The organism is Mesorhizobium sp. M1D.F.Ca.ET.231.01.1.1 (assembly GCF_003999155.2).
GTDB lineage: Bacteria > Pseudomonadota > Alphaproteobacteria > Rhizobiales > Rhizobiaceae > Mesorhizobium.
Genome location: NZ_RZOZ02000009.1, coordinates 155,307 through 170,880, shown reverse-complemented (window position 1 = coordinate 170,880; position 15,574 = coordinate 155,307). Strand labels below are relative to the sequence as shown.

General features: G+C 63.8%; 22 protein-coding genes and 1 riboswitch. Of the genes, 8 read left to right on the top strand and 14 right to left on the bottom strand.

Translation table 11 applies throughout. The features are described from left to right. Window positions 1-75 precede the first annotated feature (75 nt). Both EN874_RS23045 and EN874_RS23040 read left to right on the top strand, forming a co-directional pair. Window positions 76-378, top strand: coding sequence for a DUF982 domain-containing protein (locus EN874_RS23045; protein WP_127427433.1), 303 nt, complete (start codon window positions 76-78; stop codon window positions 376-378). Window positions 379-621: 243 nt separating this feature from the next. Then, window positions 622-1,041 (top strand): hypothetical protein, encoded by a 420-nt coding sequence (locus EN874_RS23040; RefSeq protein WP_127427432.1) that lies wholly within the window; start codon window positions 622-624, stop codon window positions 1,039-1,041. Window positions 1,042-1,071: 30 nt separating this feature from the next. Here EN874_RS23040 and EN874_RS23035 read toward each other — a convergent pair whose 3' ends face one another. From EN874_RS23035 to EN874_RS23025, 3 genes are all read right to left on the bottom strand, one after another. Then, a complete protein-coding gene (locus EN874_RS23035) occupies window positions 1,072-1,857 on the bottom strand; it encodes a GGDEF domain-containing protein (protein WP_127427431.1) in 786 nt (261 codons plus the stop codon). Window positions 1,858-2,119: 262 nt separating this feature from the next. Then, a complete protein-coding gene (locus EN874_RS23030; protein ID WP_245513633.1) occupies window positions 2,120-2,758 on the bottom strand; it encodes a hypothetical protein in 639 nt (212 codons plus the stop codon). Window positions 2,759-2,919: 161 nt separating this feature from the next. Then, window positions 2,920-3,432 (bottom strand): DinB family protein, encoded by a 513-nt coding sequence (locus tag EN874_RS23025; protein WP_126084909.1) that lies wholly within the window; start codon window positions 3,430-3,432, stop codon window positions 2,920-2,922. A gap of 54 nt (window positions 3,433-3,486) precedes the next feature. Here EN874_RS23025 and EN874_RS23020 point away from each other — a divergent pair, with 54 nt between their 5' ends. Both EN874_RS23020 and EN874_RS23015 read left to right on the top strand, forming a co-directional pair. Continuing rightward, window positions 3,487-4,179, top strand: a complete 693-nt coding sequence (locus EN874_RS23020) for a glutathione S-transferase family protein (RefSeq protein WP_127427429.1) — start codon at window positions 3,487-3,489, stop codon at window positions 4,177-4,179. A gap of 38 nt (window positions 4,180-4,217) precedes the next feature. After that, entirely contained in the window at window positions 4,218-4,511 is a 294-nt protein-coding gene (locus tag EN874_RS23015; RefSeq protein WP_127427428.1) for a DUF1905 domain-containing protein, read from the top strand. A gap of 108 nt (window positions 4,512-4,619) precedes the next feature. Here the strand turns inward: EN874_RS23015 and EN874_RS23010 are convergent, their stop codons facing one another. Then, window positions 4,620-4,841 carry a hypothetical protein gene (locus EN874_RS23010; protein WP_127427427.1) on the bottom strand — a complete coding sequence of 74 codons (222 nt, stop codon included), beginning with the start codon at window positions 4,839-4,841 and terminating at the stop codon, window positions 4,620-4,622. Between the two features lie 182 nt (window positions 4,842-5,023). Here EN874_RS23010 and ndk point away from each other — a divergent pair, with 182 nt between their 5' ends. Together ndk and EN874_RS23000 are read left to right on the top strand one after the other, a co-directional pair. Next, window positions 5,024-5,446, top strand: a complete 423-nt coding sequence (gene ndk / locus EN874_RS23005) for a nucleoside-diphosphate kinase (RefSeq protein WP_127427426.1) — start codon at window positions 5,024-5,026, stop codon at window positions 5,444-5,446. A 178-nt stretch (window positions 5,447-5,624) separates the two neighbouring features. After that, on the top strand, window positions 5,625-5,831 hold the full coding sequence (locus tag EN874_RS23000) for a hypothetical protein (protein ID WP_127427425.1): 207 nt from the start codon (window positions 5,625-5,627) through the stop codon (window positions 5,829-5,831). 14 nt (window positions 5,832-5,845) lie between these two features. Here EN874_RS23000 and EN874_RS22995 read toward each other — a convergent pair whose 3' ends face one another. Genes EN874_RS22995 through crcB (EN874_RS22985) form a run of 3 tightly spaced genes read right to left on the bottom strand, consistent with a single transcriptional unit; the run spans window position 5,846 to window position 7,011 of the window. After that, the gene (locus EN874_RS22995; RefSeq protein ID WP_126084915.1) at window positions 5,846-6,184 is read right to left on the bottom strand and encodes a DUF190 domain-containing protein; all 339 of its coding nucleotides are present in this window, start codon (window positions 6,182-6,184) and stop codon (window positions 5,846-5,848) included. A 14-nt stretch (window positions 6,185-6,198) separates the two neighbouring features. Further along, window positions 6,199-6,612, bottom strand: coding sequence for a fluoride efflux transporter CrcB (gene crcB / locus EN874_RS22990; protein WP_127427424.1), 414 nt, complete (start codon window positions 6,610-6,612; stop codon window positions 6,199-6,201). Window positions 6,613-6,618: 6 nt separating this feature from the next. Continuing rightward, entirely contained in the window at window positions 6,619-7,011 is a 393-nt protein-coding gene (gene crcB / locus EN874_RS22985) for a fluoride efflux transporter CrcB (RefSeq protein WP_127427533.1), read from the bottom strand. 99 nt (window positions 7,012-7,110) lie between these two features. Next, window positions 7,111-7,172: riboswitch (Fluoride riboswitch) on the bottom strand. An 814-nt stretch (window positions 7,173-7,986) separates the two neighbouring features. Here crcB (EN874_RS22985) and EN874_RS22980 point away from each other — a divergent pair. Together EN874_RS22980 and EN874_RS22975 are read left to right on the top strand one after the other, a co-directional pair. Beyond that, entirely contained in the window at window positions 7,987-8,556 is a 570-nt protein-coding gene (locus EN874_RS22980; protein WP_135884710.1) for a helix-turn-helix transcriptional regulator, read from the top strand. 211 nt (window positions 8,557-8,767) lie between these two features. Further along, entirely contained in the window at window positions 8,768-9,508 is a 741-nt protein-coding gene (locus EN874_RS22975; protein WP_168247559.1) for a DUF1194 domain-containing protein, read from the top strand. Between the two features lie 61 nt (window positions 9,509-9,569). Here the strand turns inward: EN874_RS22975 and EN874_RS22970 are convergent, their stop codons facing one another. From EN874_RS22970 to EN874_RS22940, 7 genes are all read right to left on the bottom strand, one after another. After that, window positions 9,570-9,839 carry a hypothetical protein gene (locus EN874_RS22970; RefSeq protein ID WP_127427421.1) on the bottom strand — a complete coding sequence of 90 codons (270 nt, stop codon included), beginning with the start codon at window positions 9,837-9,839 and terminating at the stop codon, window positions 9,570-9,572. A gap of 229 nt (window positions 9,840-10,068) precedes the next feature. After that, window positions 10,069-10,836 carry a YbaY family lipoprotein gene (locus EN874_RS22965; RefSeq protein WP_127427420.1) on the bottom strand — a complete coding sequence of 256 codons (768 nt, stop codon included), beginning with the start codon at window positions 10,834-10,836 and terminating at the stop codon, window positions 10,069-10,071. 352 nt (window positions 10,837-11,188) lie between these two features. Continuing rightward, a complete protein-coding gene (locus tag EN874_RS22960; RefSeq protein WP_127427419.1) occupies window positions 11,189-11,668 on the bottom strand; it encodes a molybdenum cofactor biosynthesis protein MoaE in 480 nt (159 codons plus the stop codon). A gap of 1 nt (window position 11,669) precedes the next feature. After that, window positions 11,670-11,927 carry a molybdopterin converting factor subunit 1 gene (moaD, locus tag EN874_RS22955; protein WP_040972157.1) on the bottom strand — a complete coding sequence of 86 codons (258 nt, stop codon included), beginning with the start codon at window positions 11,925-11,927 and terminating at the stop codon, window positions 11,670-11,672. Window position 11,928: 1 nt separating this feature from the next. Then, window positions 11,929-12,525, bottom strand: a complete 597-nt coding sequence (gene pgsA / locus EN874_RS22950) for a CDP-diacylglycerol--glycerol-3-phosphate 3-phosphatidyltransferase (protein WP_126084923.1) — start codon at window positions 12,523-12,525, stop codon at window positions 11,929-11,931. A gap of 105 nt (window positions 12,526-12,630) precedes the next feature. Continuing rightward, complete coding sequence (gene uvrC, locus EN874_RS22945; protein WP_127427418.1) at window positions 12,631-14,727, bottom strand: excinuclease ABC subunit UvrC; 2,097 nt, start codon at window positions 14,725-14,727, stop codon at window positions 12,631-12,633. Beyond that, window positions 14,724-15,488, bottom strand: coding sequence for an SDR family oxidoreductase (locus EN874_RS22940; RefSeq protein ID WP_127427417.1), 765 nt, complete (start codon window positions 15,486-15,488; stop codon window positions 14,724-14,726). Before EN874_RS22940 ends, uvrC begins: the two co-directional genes overlap by 4 nt. Window positions 15,489-15,574: the final 86 nt, after the last annotated feature.

Below are 15,574 nucleotides of genomic sequence, written 5' to 3'. Positions count from 1 at the left end.
CCCCCAGGCGCGTTGTGTGGCGTCCAGACCGAGGCCGGCAGCCCGCCGTCCTCCGCCCCAATCCGAGAGGTCTCAATGCACGACAGGTTCTTCCTCACGCCGGTCGCAGTCAGTGTCGGCGCCGGGCGCAAGCGCATGATCGCTTCGCTGTCCGACATGCATGAGTTCCTGACCGAGTTCCCGCCGTCGCGCCGGCGGCTGAGCTACGGCGCCGCGGCGAAGGCCTGCGAAGCCGCACGGGCCGGAGATATCTCCGCCGAATCGGCGCGCGATGCGCTGATCACCTTCGCGGTGACGGCCGGCATCCTATGGCCGTCGGATCAGCCGATCGTCTCGGTAAAGCCGGTCGCGCGCGGCCATAGCGGCTTCGCCGCCTGAGATCGGCCCGCCTGACGCCGACAACGGCCCGACTAAACCCGTCTGAGATGGCTCTCAGACGGGTCTTCCCCTATGCATGCCGCTGCCTGGCCGGCCCTCTGCGAACTTTTTCCGCGCTGCATGAAACACCGCATAGAACGGTCCGCCGCGTGAAACAGCGCACAGACCAGCCGGCTGCGTGAAACAGCGCACAGAACATTCGCCTTCCCCGTGCAGGTTTGCGGACATGCAGCAGGGATGCCAATGTTTCTCGATCACGACCAGTTCAAACCGGCGGCGGAAATGAGGCTCGGCCGCGACAAGTCGTCGATCCGGGTCACGGTAACCGACCCGAAGGTGTGCGAGCTTTGCGAGGCCGTCTATGTCTGGATCACCGCCGACGGCAAGCCGGTCAGGATCGGCACTTGCGGCGCATCGGCCGGCAAGCGTCTGCTCTCCTATCCCGGCTATATCAACCGGAGCCTGGCCGGGCACGGCGGCGCGACGCCGAAATGGGAAGCGTTGAAGTGGCTGGGCCTGCTGACCGCGCATGGCATGCTGACGGCGGTTGTCCATCAGCCCGAGCCGGCATTGACGGCCGCGGGCCTGATCAGGCCCTGTCTCGACATCGAGCGCCAGCTCATCCGCCAGCACAGGCCGCTGCTCAATCGCAGCCGCCAGTGAGAGCCGGTAAGGTGCGTCGCACAGAACCGATCAGTGGAACGTGCTGGCGGCCTCGCCCGATAACCGGTTGCGCGGGCTTTCGAAGCTCACCTGGTCGCGTCCGTTCGATTTCGCCTTGTAGAGATGCCTGTCGGCGACCTGGAACATGGCGTGATAGGTGGTGGGGCCGCTGAAAGCGATGCCGCCGATGCTGACCGAAAGCGGACATGGCTGGCCGCCGGGCGCGAAGTCGGCCTCGCGGATGCGCAGCCTGATCGATTCCGCGACCAGGAAGGAGCGCGTTGCGTCGGCGCCCGGAAGGAAGACCGCGAATTCCTCGCCGCCGATGCGTCCGACGATGTCGGCGCCGTGGAGCTGGCCCTGGATCGTCCTGGCGATCAGCTTCAGCGCCTCGTCGCCGCAATCATGGCCGAGGCGGTCGTTGATCGACTTGAAATGATCGGCGTCGACGATCAGCAGCGCACCGGCATCGGCGACGTCATGGCTGCGGGCCTGGTTGAGATAGGCCTCGACCAGCATCGAGAACGCGCCGCGGTTGAAGACCGCCGTCAAGCTGTCGGTCGCAGCGACGATGCTGAGCTCCCTCTGGGCGATGGCCAGTTGGCGCATCTTCCACATCAGGAAGAACAGGAAGGAACCGCCCAGGATGAGCGGCAGGAACAGGTCGGTGAGCTTGGCCCAGAGCAGCGCCTCGGGCGACAGCGAAGGAAAGTTGAAGGAATCGACAAAGAAGGCGGCAGCAATGAAGAAGGCGGTGCCGGCGACCGTAACAGCCACCACCCTGCCCCAACTGGTGGCGGACAAATCGATGCGCATGGCATTTGCTCCCACTGCAACGGGTCCATTGTGCAGTGCGAGCGCAAACGAAATCCTAATACATTAGCTTCAATGCGACGTTGGTTAACCAGTTGTCCTTTCGATCTCTCGAAGGTTGAAGCGTCAGAGGGCCTACCACCGCAGCGGGCTCTCCGACGGCTGGAGGATCTCGTCAGCATGCAGCCGGCAGCGGCCGGCGACACGGTAGGAGAGTGCCGTAGAGCCTCACAGCTTGGTTCCGGCTATGCCACCTGCGGCGCTGTCAGCGACGCGAAATCATCAGGCAAAGCGCCCTGAGATCGCGGTCGTAGGTGCCTTCGCTGCTGAGCACATCGACGCAACGCTTCTTCATCCGCGCCAGCTGGCCGCTCGACAATTGGGCGACGGCGGAAGCCACGTTCGGGGTTCCGGGCGGTGTCGCGCCGAGAGCTCCAGGAACGATGCCGCCAACGCCAAGACCGGCGCCAACGCCGCTCGTGCCGCCGACCGTCGCGTTGAGCGCGCTATTGGCGCCGTTGCCCAAAGTCGCATCGGCTCCGGCCCCGTTTGTCCCGCCGATGGATGCCGTGGCCGTGGAACCGCCGCCGCCGATGGTGCCGGTTCCGTTGGCGCCGCTCGTGCCGCCGATCGAAACGTTGGCGCTGCTGCTGCCGCCGCCGAAGGATGCATTGGCGTCAGCCCCATTTGGGCCGCCCGCGTTGGCATCGGCGCTGTTGCCGCCTACGGATACGCCGCCAACCCCTCCAAGCCCGACGCTCTGCGCGTTCGCCGGCATGGCAAGAACAGCGATGATTGCACCACTCGCCAACGTGCTGGCGAATCTCTTTGCGATACTAGCCATAACACTCTCCTTGTGGTTTTCTATTTCCGCATTGCAGCATTGTTGCAATGTCACTCGCATGCACTTTTTAAGACAGGAGATACGCCGAGAGTGCGCTTTTGGTTTCTTTAGCTTCTGCGCATATGGCTAATCGTGGTTTTCAAACACGATATTGTTGTTTTAAAAATATAGACGAAATTGCATTAGATTTTTGGGATTGGCCAGCCAGATCCGAGCAAGCTTCAGGCGTAGGCGCGGCCTTCCTCGGAGCGCTGGAACAGCATCAGGTCGAGCGGCACCGAGGGCCTGCCGAGCACGGTGAGGCACATATGCGCCTGGCCGCGGTGATGGGTCTGGTGGTTGAAGAAATGGCTGAGCGCCGGCGCCAGCCGCTGCGAGACTGTGCGCATATCGGAAAGCGTCATGTAGGAGAAGCGGCCGGCGAGCGCCTTCTCGCTCATGCCGCCGAGCCAGTCGATGATCCGTATGTCCTCTGCCTCGCGCGCGCTGTGCAACGGTGGCAACGCCTTGTAAAGAATGGCGTCAAGGGACGACGGTGCGTGCCCCTCGCCTGTGAAACGCTTCATCCAGATACGGTCGGCGGTCAGGATATGGTTGAGCGTTCCCATCATAGAGCCGAAGAAGGCGCCGGTATCGCGGTTGAATTCCTCGTCGCTGAGATCGGCAGCGGCATCGTAGATGCGCGCATTGGCCCATTGATTGTAGGCCGCAAACATCATGAAATGCTGTTTCATTCTTCCATCCGGTTCGCAACGAATCCCGGCTCTTCCTAACCCGCAGGAACCGCAATGACCATTCTGTTCTATGACCTCGTCGGCCACGACGCCCACCGCCCGTTCAGTCCGCATTGCTGGAAGACCAAGATGGCGCTGGCCCATAAGGGGCTCGACGCCACCAAGGTGCCGACGCGTTTCCTGGAAGTGCCCGAGGTGGAGGGCGGCGTGTCGAAGACGGTGCCGGTGATCCGCGACGGCGACCGCGTGGTGGCCGATTCCTTCGCCATCGCGCTCTATCTCGACGAGACCTATCCGGAACGGCCGACGCTGTTTTCCGGCGAAGGCGGCAAGGCAATGGCGCGCTTCATCGAGCGCTGGTCGCAGCTTACCATCCATCCTTACGTCGCGACCGTGGCACTGACGGATCTCAATGGGATGCAGGATGAGGCAAACGCCGCCTATTTCCGGAGGAGCCGTGAGGAGCGTTACGGCAAGCGGCTGGAAGATGTGGTGGCGAACCGCGACGCCGGGCTCGCCGGCTTCCGCGCCTCGCTGGAGCCGCTGCGCTCGATGCTCGGCTACCAGCCTTTCATCGGCGGAGCATCGCCGCTGTTTGCCGATTACATCGTCTTCGGCGCGCTGCAATGGGGGCGCATCGCCTCGCCCTATCGGCTGCTCGAGCCCGACGACAGCGTGGCCCAGTGGTTCGAGCGCTGCCTCGGCCTGCATGATGGCATCGGCCGACAGGTCGCGGCCGCGGCGTGACGGGATGATCTCGCGGGGCCGCGGGCGGCGGGATCGCCATGCTGCGCTATGAGATGCAGGGCGAGATCTGGGTCTATCCCGGCAAGGGCGGCTGGCACTTCGTGACGCTGCCGGCGGAGCTCGCGGCCCGGATCAAGACGGCGATGGCAGGGCGGGCGCGGCCCTGGGGCTCGCTCGGCGTGACGGCCGTCATCGGCAAGACAAGATGGAGCACGTCGCTCTTCCCCGACAAGGCGTCCGGAAGCCTGCTTCTGCCGGTCAAGGCCTCGGTGCGGCAACGTGAACAGCTGAAGCCCGGCGATACGACATTGACCATCGAGGTCGAGCTTTAAAGCAATTCCAGAAAAAGCGTGTGACGGTCTTTTACGGCCGGAATTGCGTGAAAACAAATGGTTAGCGCAGCTCGGCGTTTCCGTGAAACGATGAACTGCTCTTAGCGTCTACCTCCGCGCGCCCTTGTCTGGCGCATCCTTGTCGACCAGCCTGACGCAGATCGGATCGCCCTGCTCCATCCGGGTGCACTGCCATTCCGGGCCGAAACCGAAATTCTCGTTCCGCTTCAGTCCGCGAAAAAGCAGCAGCAGAAGGACGACGATACCAACAAGGACGACCACGAAGAGAACGCCGGTGATGTCTCCTGGTCTGAGGTGAGGCCAGTTCATTGTCTGCCTCCAGGTCCCAGGCGGGATCTCTTTTTGGCTTGCGTGTGCAAGCGTCCATTGTCGCGCAAGGAGCAGGCTTTGGCCAGAGCAGACGAGGCAAGCCGCCTCCCCTTGGCAAGCCGCCGGGCGGCTTGTATAGAGCCCGCCACTCCAATTTCCATTCCCAGAACAAGGACGACCCAATGGCGATCGAACGCACCTTCTCCATGATCAAGCCGGACGCGACCAAGCGCAACCTGACCGGCGCCATCACCAGGATGCTGGAGGACGCGGGCTTGCGCGTCATCGCGTCGCGCCGCGTGTGGATGAGCCGCCGCGAGGCCGAGGGCTTCTACGCCGTCCACAAGGATCGTCCGTTCTTCGGCGAGCTGGTCGAGTTCATGTCGTCGGGCCCAACCGTCGTGCAGGTGCTGGAAGGCGAGAACGCCATTGCCAAGAACCGCGAAGTGATGGGCGCCACCAACCCGACCAACGCCGCCGAGGGCACCATCCGCAAGGTGCATGCGCTGTCGATCGGCGAAAATTCGGTGCACGGCTCGGACGCGCCGGAAACCGCCGCGCAGGAGATCCGCTACTGGTTCTCGGACACCGAGATCGTCGGCTGAGCCTTGGCCGTTTGACTGAGAATAAGGGCGGCGCCGCTCGAGCGGCGCCGCCCTTTCTTCATTCCGCGATGGACAAACGCGAAGCGCGCGCTAGCTCCATGGCATCGGCGACAGGTTGCAAGGGCGTCGCCGGCTGTGAGCGACCACCACGCTTCCGCCCGTGAAAAGGGAGGGAAGCATGATCAAATCCCATGTTTCCGAAAGCGGCGTTGCCTATCCGGACGATCTCGTCCTGTTGAAGCGTATCTATGACCAGGTCTGCGAGGAGCGGGGCATCACCCGCGGCAGCCCCGAGGCCTCCGAGCTGGCGATCGAAGCCATGAAGCTCTTTTCCGCGGGCATTTTCGACGAAGACTCGGTAAGCCGTCGTCTTCGCCATGGCTGATCGAACGGTCGGGTTCAATCCCCGTCGCCGTAGCGGATCACCTCGACCTTCTCCCTGGTGATCAGGCAGCTGCTGGTCAGCGCCTTGATCTGAGGGATCAGCGCATCGATCTTCTCCGGCGCGTCGACGATCTCGACGACGATGGGCAGGTCCTGCGACAGCCGCAGGATCTTGGCGGTGTGGAGCACGCTCGAGCGGCCGAAGCCGAGCGGTCCCCTGAGCACAGTCGCGCCCGCCATGCCGGTCTCGCGTGCCTTGATGACGATCGCCTCATGCAGCGGCTTGCCGTCGGCCGCCTTGTCGTCCTCGCCGAAGAAGATCCTGAGCAGCACGCATTGGCTGGGAAGTTCCATGTTCTCCTCCCTGATTATCGATTGATCCTGATCGCCATTGCGTAGCCAAGCCAGGCGGACGCCAGCGACAGCACGACCACGCTGGCAAGATAGGTCGCGGCGAGGCCAAGGTCGCCCTCGAAAAGCAGGATGAAGGTGTCGAGGCTCATGGCCGAGAAGGTGGTGAGGCCGCCGCAGACGCCGCCGGTGACGAACTGACGGCCGGCAGGGCCGACCATCAGGCGCCCGTCCGGGCGGGTCAGCGTGGCAAAGAACATGATGATCCAGGAGCCGACGATGTTGACGAAAGCGGTGGCGTAAAGCGCGCTCAGGCCCAGCAGCGAGACGATGACATAGCCGCACAGGAAGCGCGCCAGCGAGCCGACTGCCGCGCCGCAGCCGACCGAGAGATAGAGGCGAAACTCCGTCTGCCTGTCTTTTCCGGACATGACGCCCTACCCCGCCATCCAGACGACAACCCGGAAGCCCAGGGCGACCGCAAGCACGCAGAGCGCCGACGAAGCGACGGCGTTGAAGGCAGCGAGCCGCCGCTCGCCGTCGAGCGCCAGGTTCAGCGTCTGCAGGCTGAAGGACGATACCGTGGTATAGCCGCCGAACAGGCCGACCACGATCAGGTCGCGCACCAGCTCGGCGGAAAAGATGCCGCCGACCGACCGCGCCGCGCCGGCGAACGCGCCGATGGCCAGCGCGCCGGAGACGTTGACCGCCAGCGTGCCCCAGGGAAAGGTCTCGCCGACGCTGCGGCCAACCAGGCCCGACAGGAAGAAGCGGCAAATACCGCCGAAGAAGCCCCCGATCAGGACCAGGGCGCAAGCCGCAAGGGTCATCGCTTCATTGCCTTTCATCTGGCGAAACCCTCGCGGGAATCGCGCTACCAAAGACAGGCATGTGGCGAGCGGAAAAAGCAAATCCTGCCGCGCGAAGCACGCCTGGCAGGAGTCATCAGCCCAAGGGGCGGTTTCGGGGGAACCCCATCCCCATTTTTGTTGTGGCGAAACTAGGTGCTTCCGCCATCCCGGTCAATCGGCTGGAGGAAGTTGCCACGTGCATCCAGACGATGCCATGAACTTGCAATGGAACGACAAGAGCCCGCTTGGCCGCTCGCTCCCGAGAATCTCGTAGTTTGATTGCGGCCGTCGCTTCGTCGCGTTGTTTGCTTGTGATTTTTTCCGCAAGCTTGTGCTAATATGGATAGGTGGTAGCCCGTCCATTGCGAAGGTCAGTTCGAAATGGCTGCCAATCGGGGAATCGCATTCGCGATCGAAGATTGCTACGATGCCGCCTTCGAATTCGGACGGTGGCCGGTGGCCCTGCAAAACTTGGCTGATTGCCTGGGCGTGACGAGTTGCGCTGTCCGCACCCACGACAACACGCATCCGTTCCGCAGCGATCAAAGCAAGCGAACCAGACCGACGCCGGACTCGCTGGAACACGCCGAATTCACGGAGCTCTGGGTCGCGAACGCCCGAGACGCGCCGGATCCGCATCCGGAAAGGGAGCCGCGGCTGTCGAAGCCGGCGCCCTGCTTCACCGTCGAAGACGAAATCTCCACGCCAGAGGAAAGAAGGCTCCTGCCTTACTATCAGGAGATAGCCCGTCCGGGGCATCGCGAGTTTTGGGCCGCCGTTGTTTTCCCGGTCAAGCGACGCAAATGGGTCCTGTCGATGTACCGCGATGCCACAAAGGGCGGCCCCTTTGAAATGTCGGAAGCCGAGCATTTTCTGCGCGTGGCGCCGGACCTAGCCCGCATCGTCAGTCTGGCCGAGAAGATCTGGGATGTTTCGCTTGACCCGACATTGACCATGCTCGACCAGTTCAATTGTGCGGCAGCGCTGCTCGATAGCCGCGGCGGTCTCAGGCGTTGCAACAAGCACGCGGACGCCTTGTTCGGCTCTGGCCTTATGGTCCGACACAGCCGCATCCACGCGGCGGATCGCGAGAGCGATTCACGTCTTCAGCGGATGATTCATATGGCCGTCAAAAGCCCACAAGACGGAACGTTTCCGGCGGAGCCGGAAGTCGTCGCCCGCGACGGAGCGTACTGGATGCTGGCCGAGATCGTGCCTATGACGTCATTCGTGCGCGACCTGTTCAACGGTGGTGACTTCCTGCTTAGCTTCACCGATCTCGTCAGCGAAAAGATCCCGTCGGAACGGTTGCTTGGCCTGGCTTTCCAGCTGACCGCGGCCGAAGCGCGGCTGGCCTCCAGCCTTGCCACTGGCGGCGGCATCGACGCGGCGAGCGCGCGGCTGGCGATCGGCCGCGAAACGGCGCGAACTCAACTCCGCGCGATTCTCGCCAAGACCGGAACGCATCGCCAGGCCGAGCTCACGGCGCTGCTGTCGCGTTTCCGAGCTTCTTCACGCTGCTGATTGCCAGCTTCACCCGTTCGGGTGAAGCGCGCAACCGCCTGCAAGCGCACATTTCTGCTCAATTGCCGAGGTCAATGAAGGTGCCGGAAGCTTGGGCCGGATGGCGGCATTGCTTGAGAAACATGGAACCGCCCCGCGTATGAGACGAGGGCCCCCGGGATCGTGTCTTCTGACACTAGCGCTTCTCGCCAGCAGCCCCTGTTCTCCGATAGTGGCAGGCGATCTACGAAAGCCCGGCGTCGACCTCGAACTGATCCTCGCAGTCGACGTGTCTTCCTCGATGAGTCTCGCCGAGCAAAAGATCCAGCGCGACGGCTACGTAAGTGCCTTCCGCCATCCGGACCTCGCGTGGGCAATAGGATCGGGCGCGCGCGGCGCGATAGCGGTGTCTTATCTCGAGTGGGCTGGGCCGGGGCATCAACATGTCGTCTTGCCGTGGACTATTGTTGGCAGCGCCGAAGATGCGAAGCGCTTCGCTGACGCGCTCGCCACGAAGCCAATCATGGCGGAAGCCGGCACATCCATTTCCGGCGGATTGCTGGCGGCGGCCGGCTTGTTGGCGAACAGCCTGGCGTCGGGCGAGCGCCGGGTGATCGACATATCCGGCGATGGTCCGAACAATGCCGGCCCGCCGGTCGGACCTGTACGTGACATGCTGACAAGCTCGGGGATCACCATCAACGGCTTGCCGATATCGCTCGCGCATGGTGCCTCCAACGGCTTTCAGTCCTTTGGCCGACAGTATCTTTCCTTGTACTATGAGCATTGCGTCATCGGTGGGCCGGACGCATTTGTGATCGGAATTGACGACCTCGCTTTGTTCGAGGTGGCGATCCGGCGAAAGCTGCTTCTAGAAATCGCCGGCCTGCCCACGCGACCCAGACTCGCTTCCTATGCACAGCCAAGCGCCCCGGCGTTCGACTGTTCGATGCCCGGAACTGTACCCCGCTAGCTGCCAACCGCGACCCGCTCTGCGGCCAGAAAACCGCCGCCCCCCACGGCGGGCTTCAAGGTCACTTCGGCTGGCGGTCCTTCACATTCGCATGATCATTAGCCGTTTCGTTGTCGGTGGCCGGCGTCTTCGTCTCTTCGCCGGTGAACGGACTGCCCTGCCCAGGCGCAAGATCGCCGCTGTGGCCGGCCTTGTTGGTCTGGTAGGGCTGGCTGTCGAGGCTGAGGCCATGCTGTGTGGCATTGAACAGGTGATCGTCCGCCTTCGCAATGCCGGCGAAGGCGAGGAGCGACGCACCAGTGGCGGCAAGGATGAGCGCGTGCTTTTTCATGTCTGGTCTCCTTTTGAGTGGCCAGATCGAGCCGCGCATTCGGTCTGGCGGCTTCAGTGAAGGGATGTTTTTGGAAACAGCCCTTTTGCCTGCCCGCCTTACTGAAAAGGTAACGCCTCGGGCGCCCGGATTATTCCGGCAGTCGTGGGATATTGTCGTGGCGTGCAAGGAAAGACCCAGCTTGCGATCCTTCGCGCCGCCCCGGCGTGTAGCACCCTTTGTCGAGACCTCAGCTCGCGGCGTTGAAGCGCAGGATCACGCGGTCGTCCTTGTCGGCGATGACGAGCTTGCCGGCGTCGACATGGTATGACGCAGCCTTGCCGAGCGCGTCGAACAGCGCCTTCTCCTGCGCCATCACGTCCGGCGCGCAGGCCATCTTGGTCGAGCCGATGTCGCCGATGGCGATCTTCTCGCCATCGACCTTGGCGGTAGCAAAGTAAGTATTGCAAGGTCCCTTGCCGCCCGCCTTGCCGGCTTCGCTGACGCGGAACGTCGCCTGCGGTTCAGCGATGACGCCGATGCCGTCGATATATTCTATGAGCCAGCTCTGGCCATAGAGCGCCGCGGCATCCGGCTCGGTGGCGGGCGCCACCATCTTCATCACAACGGTCTGCGGCTTGCCGTCCAGCGGATCGACCCGGTGGCGGGTGTCGGTGACGAACAGCAGCCGGCCTTCGACGGTGATGCGGGCCTGCAGCGCATAGGTCCTGCCGGGCTTGACCGCCGTGGGATCGAAGCCGATCTCGAACTTGGTCGGCACCTGGCCGGCCGGCACGATCCTGCGCTGAGCGATGATCGTCGCCGGCGCATCGGCAAGCGACACGTCGGCGAGCTCGACCGAAAGCTCGGCATCGGGCGGCAGCGCGATGCGCTCGCGATAGGTCACCTCGCCCGTCAATGTCTTCTCCGCGGCGCCGGAGATTTCCGGCACGGCGAGTACGCCGACGACCAGCGGCACCAGGCCGAAGATGAAGAACTCCGCGATCCTGTCCAGCATGACCCTGCTCCGCAAAGCAAATCAAACCGATTGCAGGTTCAGGAAGGATTGCGGTCAATCAATGGCCGCAGCCAGCAGTGGATCAATTTGAATTTTGTGGGCCATATAAGATCTGCGTGCCGTCCTCGCATAGAGGGCAATGAACCCAGCGCTCGAACCTGCCTTCGTCGCCAAAAGGTACATCATGTACGACAAGAGTCGCTGTCTGACAGGACGGGCAGAGCACGAGTTTGCGTGGCGCCTTATCGAGCGCAGATGCTACGGACAGCCATTTGTTGGATTTCGAAGACATTCGGCTGCCTCTGAGACCGTGCGCGGTCGACTTTGGGCTTCCCGGTACCTCGCCCGAAGTTTATCCATCCGATTTTTTCCAGCGGCCGGCGGCCTCGTCGTCGGCCTCCTTAGCTTCTACCCAGCCACCTTCGGAGCCATCTGCGCGGTGCTCCTTCTTCCAGAATGGTGCGCGCGACTTCAGGTAGTCCATCAGGAAATTCGCCGCCTCGAAGGCCGCCTGACGGTGGGCGGAGGCCGCAACGACCAACACGATGTTCTCGCCTGGCGCGATCTTGCCGTGGCGGTGGATGACGGTGAGCCCCTGCAGCGGCCAGCACTTGATGGCTTCTGCGGCGATGCGGCCGATCTCGGCCTCGGCCATGCCGGGATAGTGCTCGAGCTCAAGCGCCGCAAGCGCGCCCCGCTCGTCGCGGCACAGCCCCGAGAAGGTGACCACGGCACCGATGTCGGCGCGGCCCCTCGTCAAGGCGGCGATCTCGGCGGCAATGTCGAAATCCTCGCGCTGGACGCGGATGGCCGGCACGACGGCGCTCGCCATCTCAGCCCCCGGTCATCGGCGGAAACAGCGCGATCTCGCGCGCGCCCGCGATTTTCTCGCGGTGGCCGACATGTTCCTGGTTGATGGCGACGCGGATGACGTCCGGATATTGCAGCGCGTTTTCGTATTCCTCGCCGCGCGACTTCAGCCAGCGCAAAAGGTCGGCTACCGTCTCGATGCCCGCCGGCAGCTCGACATGCTCTTCCGGCTTGCCAATCCGCTCGCGCACCCAGGCGAAATAGATAAGTTTCGTTGACATCTCACTCGTCCATGATGTGCTTCAGACCGGCGCGGAAATAGTCGTAGCCGGTGTAGAGGGTCACGAGCGCCGCGATCCACAACAGCACCAGGCCGATCTGGGTGGTCAGCGGGAAGATCTTGTCGCCGGCCGGGCCGACGAGCAGGAAGGCGATGGCGACCATCTGGATGGTGGTCTTCCACTTGGCGAGCTGCGTCACCGGCACCGACACTTTCAGCGCCGCCAGATATTCGCGCAGGCCCGAAACCAGGATCTCGCGGCACAGGATGATGATCGCCGCCCAGAGCGACCAGCCGGCAATGCCGGCATGCCGGTCGGTGTCGGCGGCGAGCAGGAGCAGACAGGTGGCGACCAGAAGCTTGTCGGCGATCGGGTCGAGCATCTTGCCGATGTTGGACGTCTGCTGCCAGGCGCGCGCGAAGTAACCGTCGAAATAGTCGGTGATGGAGGCGAGCAGGAAGATCGCCAGTGCCGACCAGCGGGCGAAGTCGGACGACTTCAGATGGCCTTCGAGGAAAAAGCACAGCACCACCAGCGGCACCGCTACGATGCGGGCGTAGGTGAGGATATTCGGCAGGTTGAAAGCGCGCTGGGCCATGTCTGATCGGGAACTCTTCTCCGCCTGCGTACTCAAATCAGAAGCCAATGTGGCGGGTCAACAGGCGAGATTCGATTGGCCGCCTGAAAATTGGCGCAAGAATGGTCAGCTGTCATGGAAATGGTTGTAGACCAGCTTCGCCACATGCTCGGAAATGCCGTCGACCTTGACCAGGTCCTCGACCGCGGCGCGGCTGACCGCCTTGGCTGTGCCGAAAGCAAGCAGCAGCGCCCGCTTGCGGCCGGGACCGATGCCGGCGATCTCGTCGAGCGGGCTTTTCACCATCTCCTTCTTGCGCCGCGCCCGGTGCGAGCCGATGGCGAAGCGGTGCACCTCGTCGCGCAGGCGCTGGACGAAATAGAGCACCGGATCGCGCACCGGCAGCATGAAAGAATCCCGGCCCTTGACGAAGAAGCGCTCGCGCCCGGCGTCGCGGTCCGGTCCCTTGGCGATGCCGATGGCCACGACGCGATCCTCGATGCCGAGATCGGACAGGATCTTGCGCACCGCCGTCATCTGGCCCTGGCCGCCATCGATCAGGATGACGTCGGGCCAGGCCGGGAAACTGCCGTTTCCCTCGACGAGATCCTCGGCCGCATCGTCCTCGGCTTCCTGGCCCGCCCCGCCTGAAGACTTGGCATCGCTGTGCTCCCTGAGCAGCCGCGAGAAGCGCCGCTCCATCACCTCGCGCATCATGCCGAAATCGTCGCCCGGCGTGATCTCGGTCGAGCGGATGTTGAATTTCCGGTACTGGTTCTTCACGAAACCTTCCGGCCCGGCGACGACCATCGCGCCGACCGCATTTGTGCCCATGATGTGCGAGTTGTCGTAGACCTCGATGCGCACGGGCTGCTTTGCGAGGCCGAAGGTCTCGGCAAAACCTTGCAGCAGCCGCGCCTGGGTGGAGGTTTCCGCCAGCCTGCGGCCGAGCGCCTCGCGCGCGTTCTGCAGCGCGTGGTCGGTCAGATCCTTCTTCTCGCCGCGCTGCGGCACCGAGATCGCTATCCTGCGGCCGGCGCGGGTGGAGAGCGCCTCGGCGAGCAGCTCCTGCTCCTGCACCGCGTGGGAAAGGAGGAGCGTCCGCGCGGGCAATTTGTCGTCGTAGAACTGCGCCAGGAACGAGCCCAGCACCTCGGCCGGCTCAAGCGCCGGATCGGCCTTGGGGAAATAGGCGCGGTTGCCCCAGTTCTGGCCGGTGCGGAAGAAAAACACCTGGATGCAGGTCTGGCCACCTTCCTGGTGGATGGCGAAGACGTCCGCCTCCTCGACCGTTTGCGGGTTGATGCCCTGATGCGCCTGCACATGCGAGAGCGCCGCGAGGCGGTCGCGATAGATGGCGGCGCGCTCGAAATCGAGCTCTTGCGAGGCCTGCTGCATGGCGGCCGAGATCTCGGTCTTCACCTTCTGGCTGCGGCCGGAGAGAAAGTCCTTCGCCTCGGCAACCAGCTCGCCATAGGCCTGATGCGAAATCTCGCCGGTGCAAGGTCCGGCGCAGCGCTTGATCTGGTAAAGCAGGCAGGGCCGCGTGCGGTTCTCGTAGAAGGAATCCGTGCAGCTTCGAAGCAGGAAGGCGCGCTGCAGCGAATTGATTGTGCGCCCGACCGCGCCGGCCGACGCGAAGGGGCCGAAATAGTCGCCCTTGCGCGAGCGCGCGCCGCGATGCTTGTAGATGCCGGGCGAGACGTGGTCGCCGGTGAGCAGGATGTAGGGGAACGACTTGTCGTCCCGCATCAGCACGTTGAAGCGGGGCCGCAGACGCTTGATGAGGTTGGCCTCGAGCAGCAGCGCCTCGATCTCGGTGCGGGTGACGACGAACTCCATCGTCACCGTCTCGCGCACCATGCGGCCGATGCGGGCGGTGTGGAAACGCCCCTGGGCGTAGTTGGTGACGCGCTTCTTCAGGCTGCGCGCCTTGCCGACATAGAGCACGTCGCCGGCAGCGTTCATCATGCGATAGACGCCCGGCTGATTGGGCAGCCGCTTGACTAAGGTCTGGATCACCTCAGCGCCGACCATGCCGTCGGCGTCGCCGGCATGCGGCGTCCAGTCTATCGCGGTGAAGGCGACATCGGGACCGGCGGGAACCGCCTCCGGCTCGACGATCTCCTCCGCGGCCTCGTCCTCCATGTCGATCTCGGGGTCGACATCGGGGGGCAGATCGTCGGCGGCGCCGTTTCGCTTATGTTTTTGGGCAGGACTCATTCCACCATGCCTGTCACATCGGGCGTCTGCCATGCAAGATGCTGGCCGCCGTCGAGCGCGATCATCTGGCCGGTGACGGAGCGCGCTTCCCAGAGGTAGCGGATGGTGGCACCGAATTCCGGCAATTGCGGACCGCGCTTCAGGATCAGGCCTTCGACCTGCTTGCCGAAATCATCGTCGTCCTGGCGCTTGTTCTTGAGCGTCGGGCCCGGGCCGATGGCGTTGACGCGAATGCGCGGCCCCAGCGCCTGCGCCAGCATTTGCGTCTGCGTCCACAAGGCCGATTTCGACAGCGCATAGGAGAAATAGCGCGGCGTCGGCCGCCAGACACGCTGGTCGATGATGTTGACGATCAGGCCGTCGGCGCCTTCCGGCAAGGCGCGGGCAAAGTTCTGCGCCAGCAGCGCCGGCGCCTTCACATGGATGGCGAAGTGACGGTCCCAGGCCTGCCAGTCGAAATCCTCGACCCGGTCGTCGACGAACTGCGAGGCGTTGTTGACGAGCAGCGTGACCGGGCCGAGGGCAGCCTCGGAGCGGCCGACGAGATCGCCGACGGCGTCCATGTCGGTGAGGTCGGCCGCAACCACGGCGGCGCGGCCGCCCTCGCCCCTGATGCGCCCGGCCAAGGCCTCGGCTTCGTCGCCCGAACGGTTTGCGTGGATGGCGACGGCAAAACCGTGCGCGGCCAGATCCTCGACGATCGCCTTGCCGATCCTTTTCGCTCCGCCCGTCACCAGCGCCACGCCAGCGGCTTGTCTCATGTTGTCAATCCTCAATCGGCTTCACGATTCCGGGAAGCCGGCACAATATGACGGAGCAAGGTGTTAAACACCATTTCCACCTGGGG

Bases quoted from the DNA above. Each gene is read 5' to 3' on its own strand.
- EN874_RS23045 (WP_127427433.1), top strand. From the start codon at position 76: ATGCACGACAGGTTCTTCCTCACGCCGGTCGCAGTCAGTGTCGGCGCC.
- EN874_RS23040 (WP_127427432.1), top strand. From the start codon at position 622: ATGTTTCTCGATCACGACCAGTTCAAACCGGCGGCGGAAATGAGGCTC.
- EN874_RS23035 (WP_127427431.1), bottom strand. From the start codon at position 1,857: ATGCGCATCGATTTGTCCGCCACCAGTTGGGGCAGGGTGGTGGCTGTT.
- EN874_RS23030 (WP_245513633.1), bottom strand. From the start codon at position 2,758: ATGCGAGTGACATTGCAACAATGCTGCAATGCGGAAATAGAAAACCAC.
- EN874_RS23025 (WP_126084909.1), bottom strand. From the start codon at position 3,432: ATGAAACAGCATTTCATGATGTTTGCGGCCTACAATCAATGGGCCAAT.
- EN874_RS23020 (WP_127427429.1), top strand. From the start codon at position 3,487: ATGACCATTCTGTTCTATGACCTCGTCGGCCACGACGCCCACCGCCCG.
- EN874_RS23015 (WP_127427428.1), top strand. From the start codon at position 4,218: ATGCTGCGCTATGAGATGCAGGGCGAGATCTGGGTCTATCCCGGCAAG.
- EN874_RS23010 (WP_127427427.1), bottom strand. From the start codon at position 4,841: ATGAACTGGCCTCACCTCAGACCAGGAGACATCACCGGCGTTCTCTTC.
- ndk (WP_127427426.1), top strand. From the start codon at position 5,024: ATGGCGATCGAACGCACCTTCTCCATGATCAAGCCGGACGCGACCAAG.
- EN874_RS23000 (WP_127427425.1), top strand. From the start codon at position 5,625: ATGATCAAATCCCATGTTTCCGAAAGCGGCGTTGCCTATCCGGACGAT.
- EN874_RS22995 (WP_126084915.1), bottom strand. From the start codon at position 6,184: ATGGAACTTCCCAGCCAATGCGTGCTGCTCAGGATCTTCTTCGGCGAG.
- crcB (WP_127427424.1), bottom strand. From the start codon at position 6,612: ATGTCCGGAAAAGACAGGCAGACGGAGTTTCGCCTCTATCTCTCGGTC.
- crcB (WP_127427533.1), bottom strand. From the start codon at position 7,011: ATGACCCTTGCGGCTTGCGCCCTGGTCCTGATCGGGGGCTTCTTCGGC.
- EN874_RS22980 (WP_135884710.1), top strand. From the start codon at position 7,987: ATGCTCGACCAGTTCAATTGTGCGGCAGCGCTGCTCGATAGCCGCGGC.
- EN874_RS22970 (WP_127427421.1), bottom strand. From the start codon at position 9,839: ATGAAAAAGCACGCGCTCATCCTTGCCGCCACTGGTGCGTCGCTCCTC.
- EN874_RS22965 (WP_127427420.1), bottom strand. From the start codon at position 10,836: ATGCTGGACAGGATCGCGGAGTTCTTCATCTTCGGCCTGGTGCCGCTG.
- EN874_RS22960 (WP_127427419.1), bottom strand. From the start codon at position 11,668: ATGGCGAGCGCCGTCGTGCCGGCCATCCGCGTCCAGCGCGAGGATTTC.
- moaD (WP_040972157.1), bottom strand. From the start codon at position 11,927: ATGTCAACGAAACTTATCTATTTCGCCTGGGTGCGCGAGCGGATTGGC.
- pgsA (WP_126084923.1), bottom strand. From the start codon at position 12,525: ATGGCCCAGCGCGCTTTCAACCTGCCGAATATCCTCACCTACGCCCGC.
- uvrC (WP_127427418.1), bottom strand. From the start codon at position 14,727: ATGAGTCCTGCCCAAAAACATAAGCGAAACGGCGCCGCCGACGATCTG.
- EN874_RS22940 (WP_127427417.1), bottom strand. From the start codon at position 15,488: ATGAGACAAGCCGCTGGCGTGGCGCTGGTGACGGGCGGAGCGAAAAGG.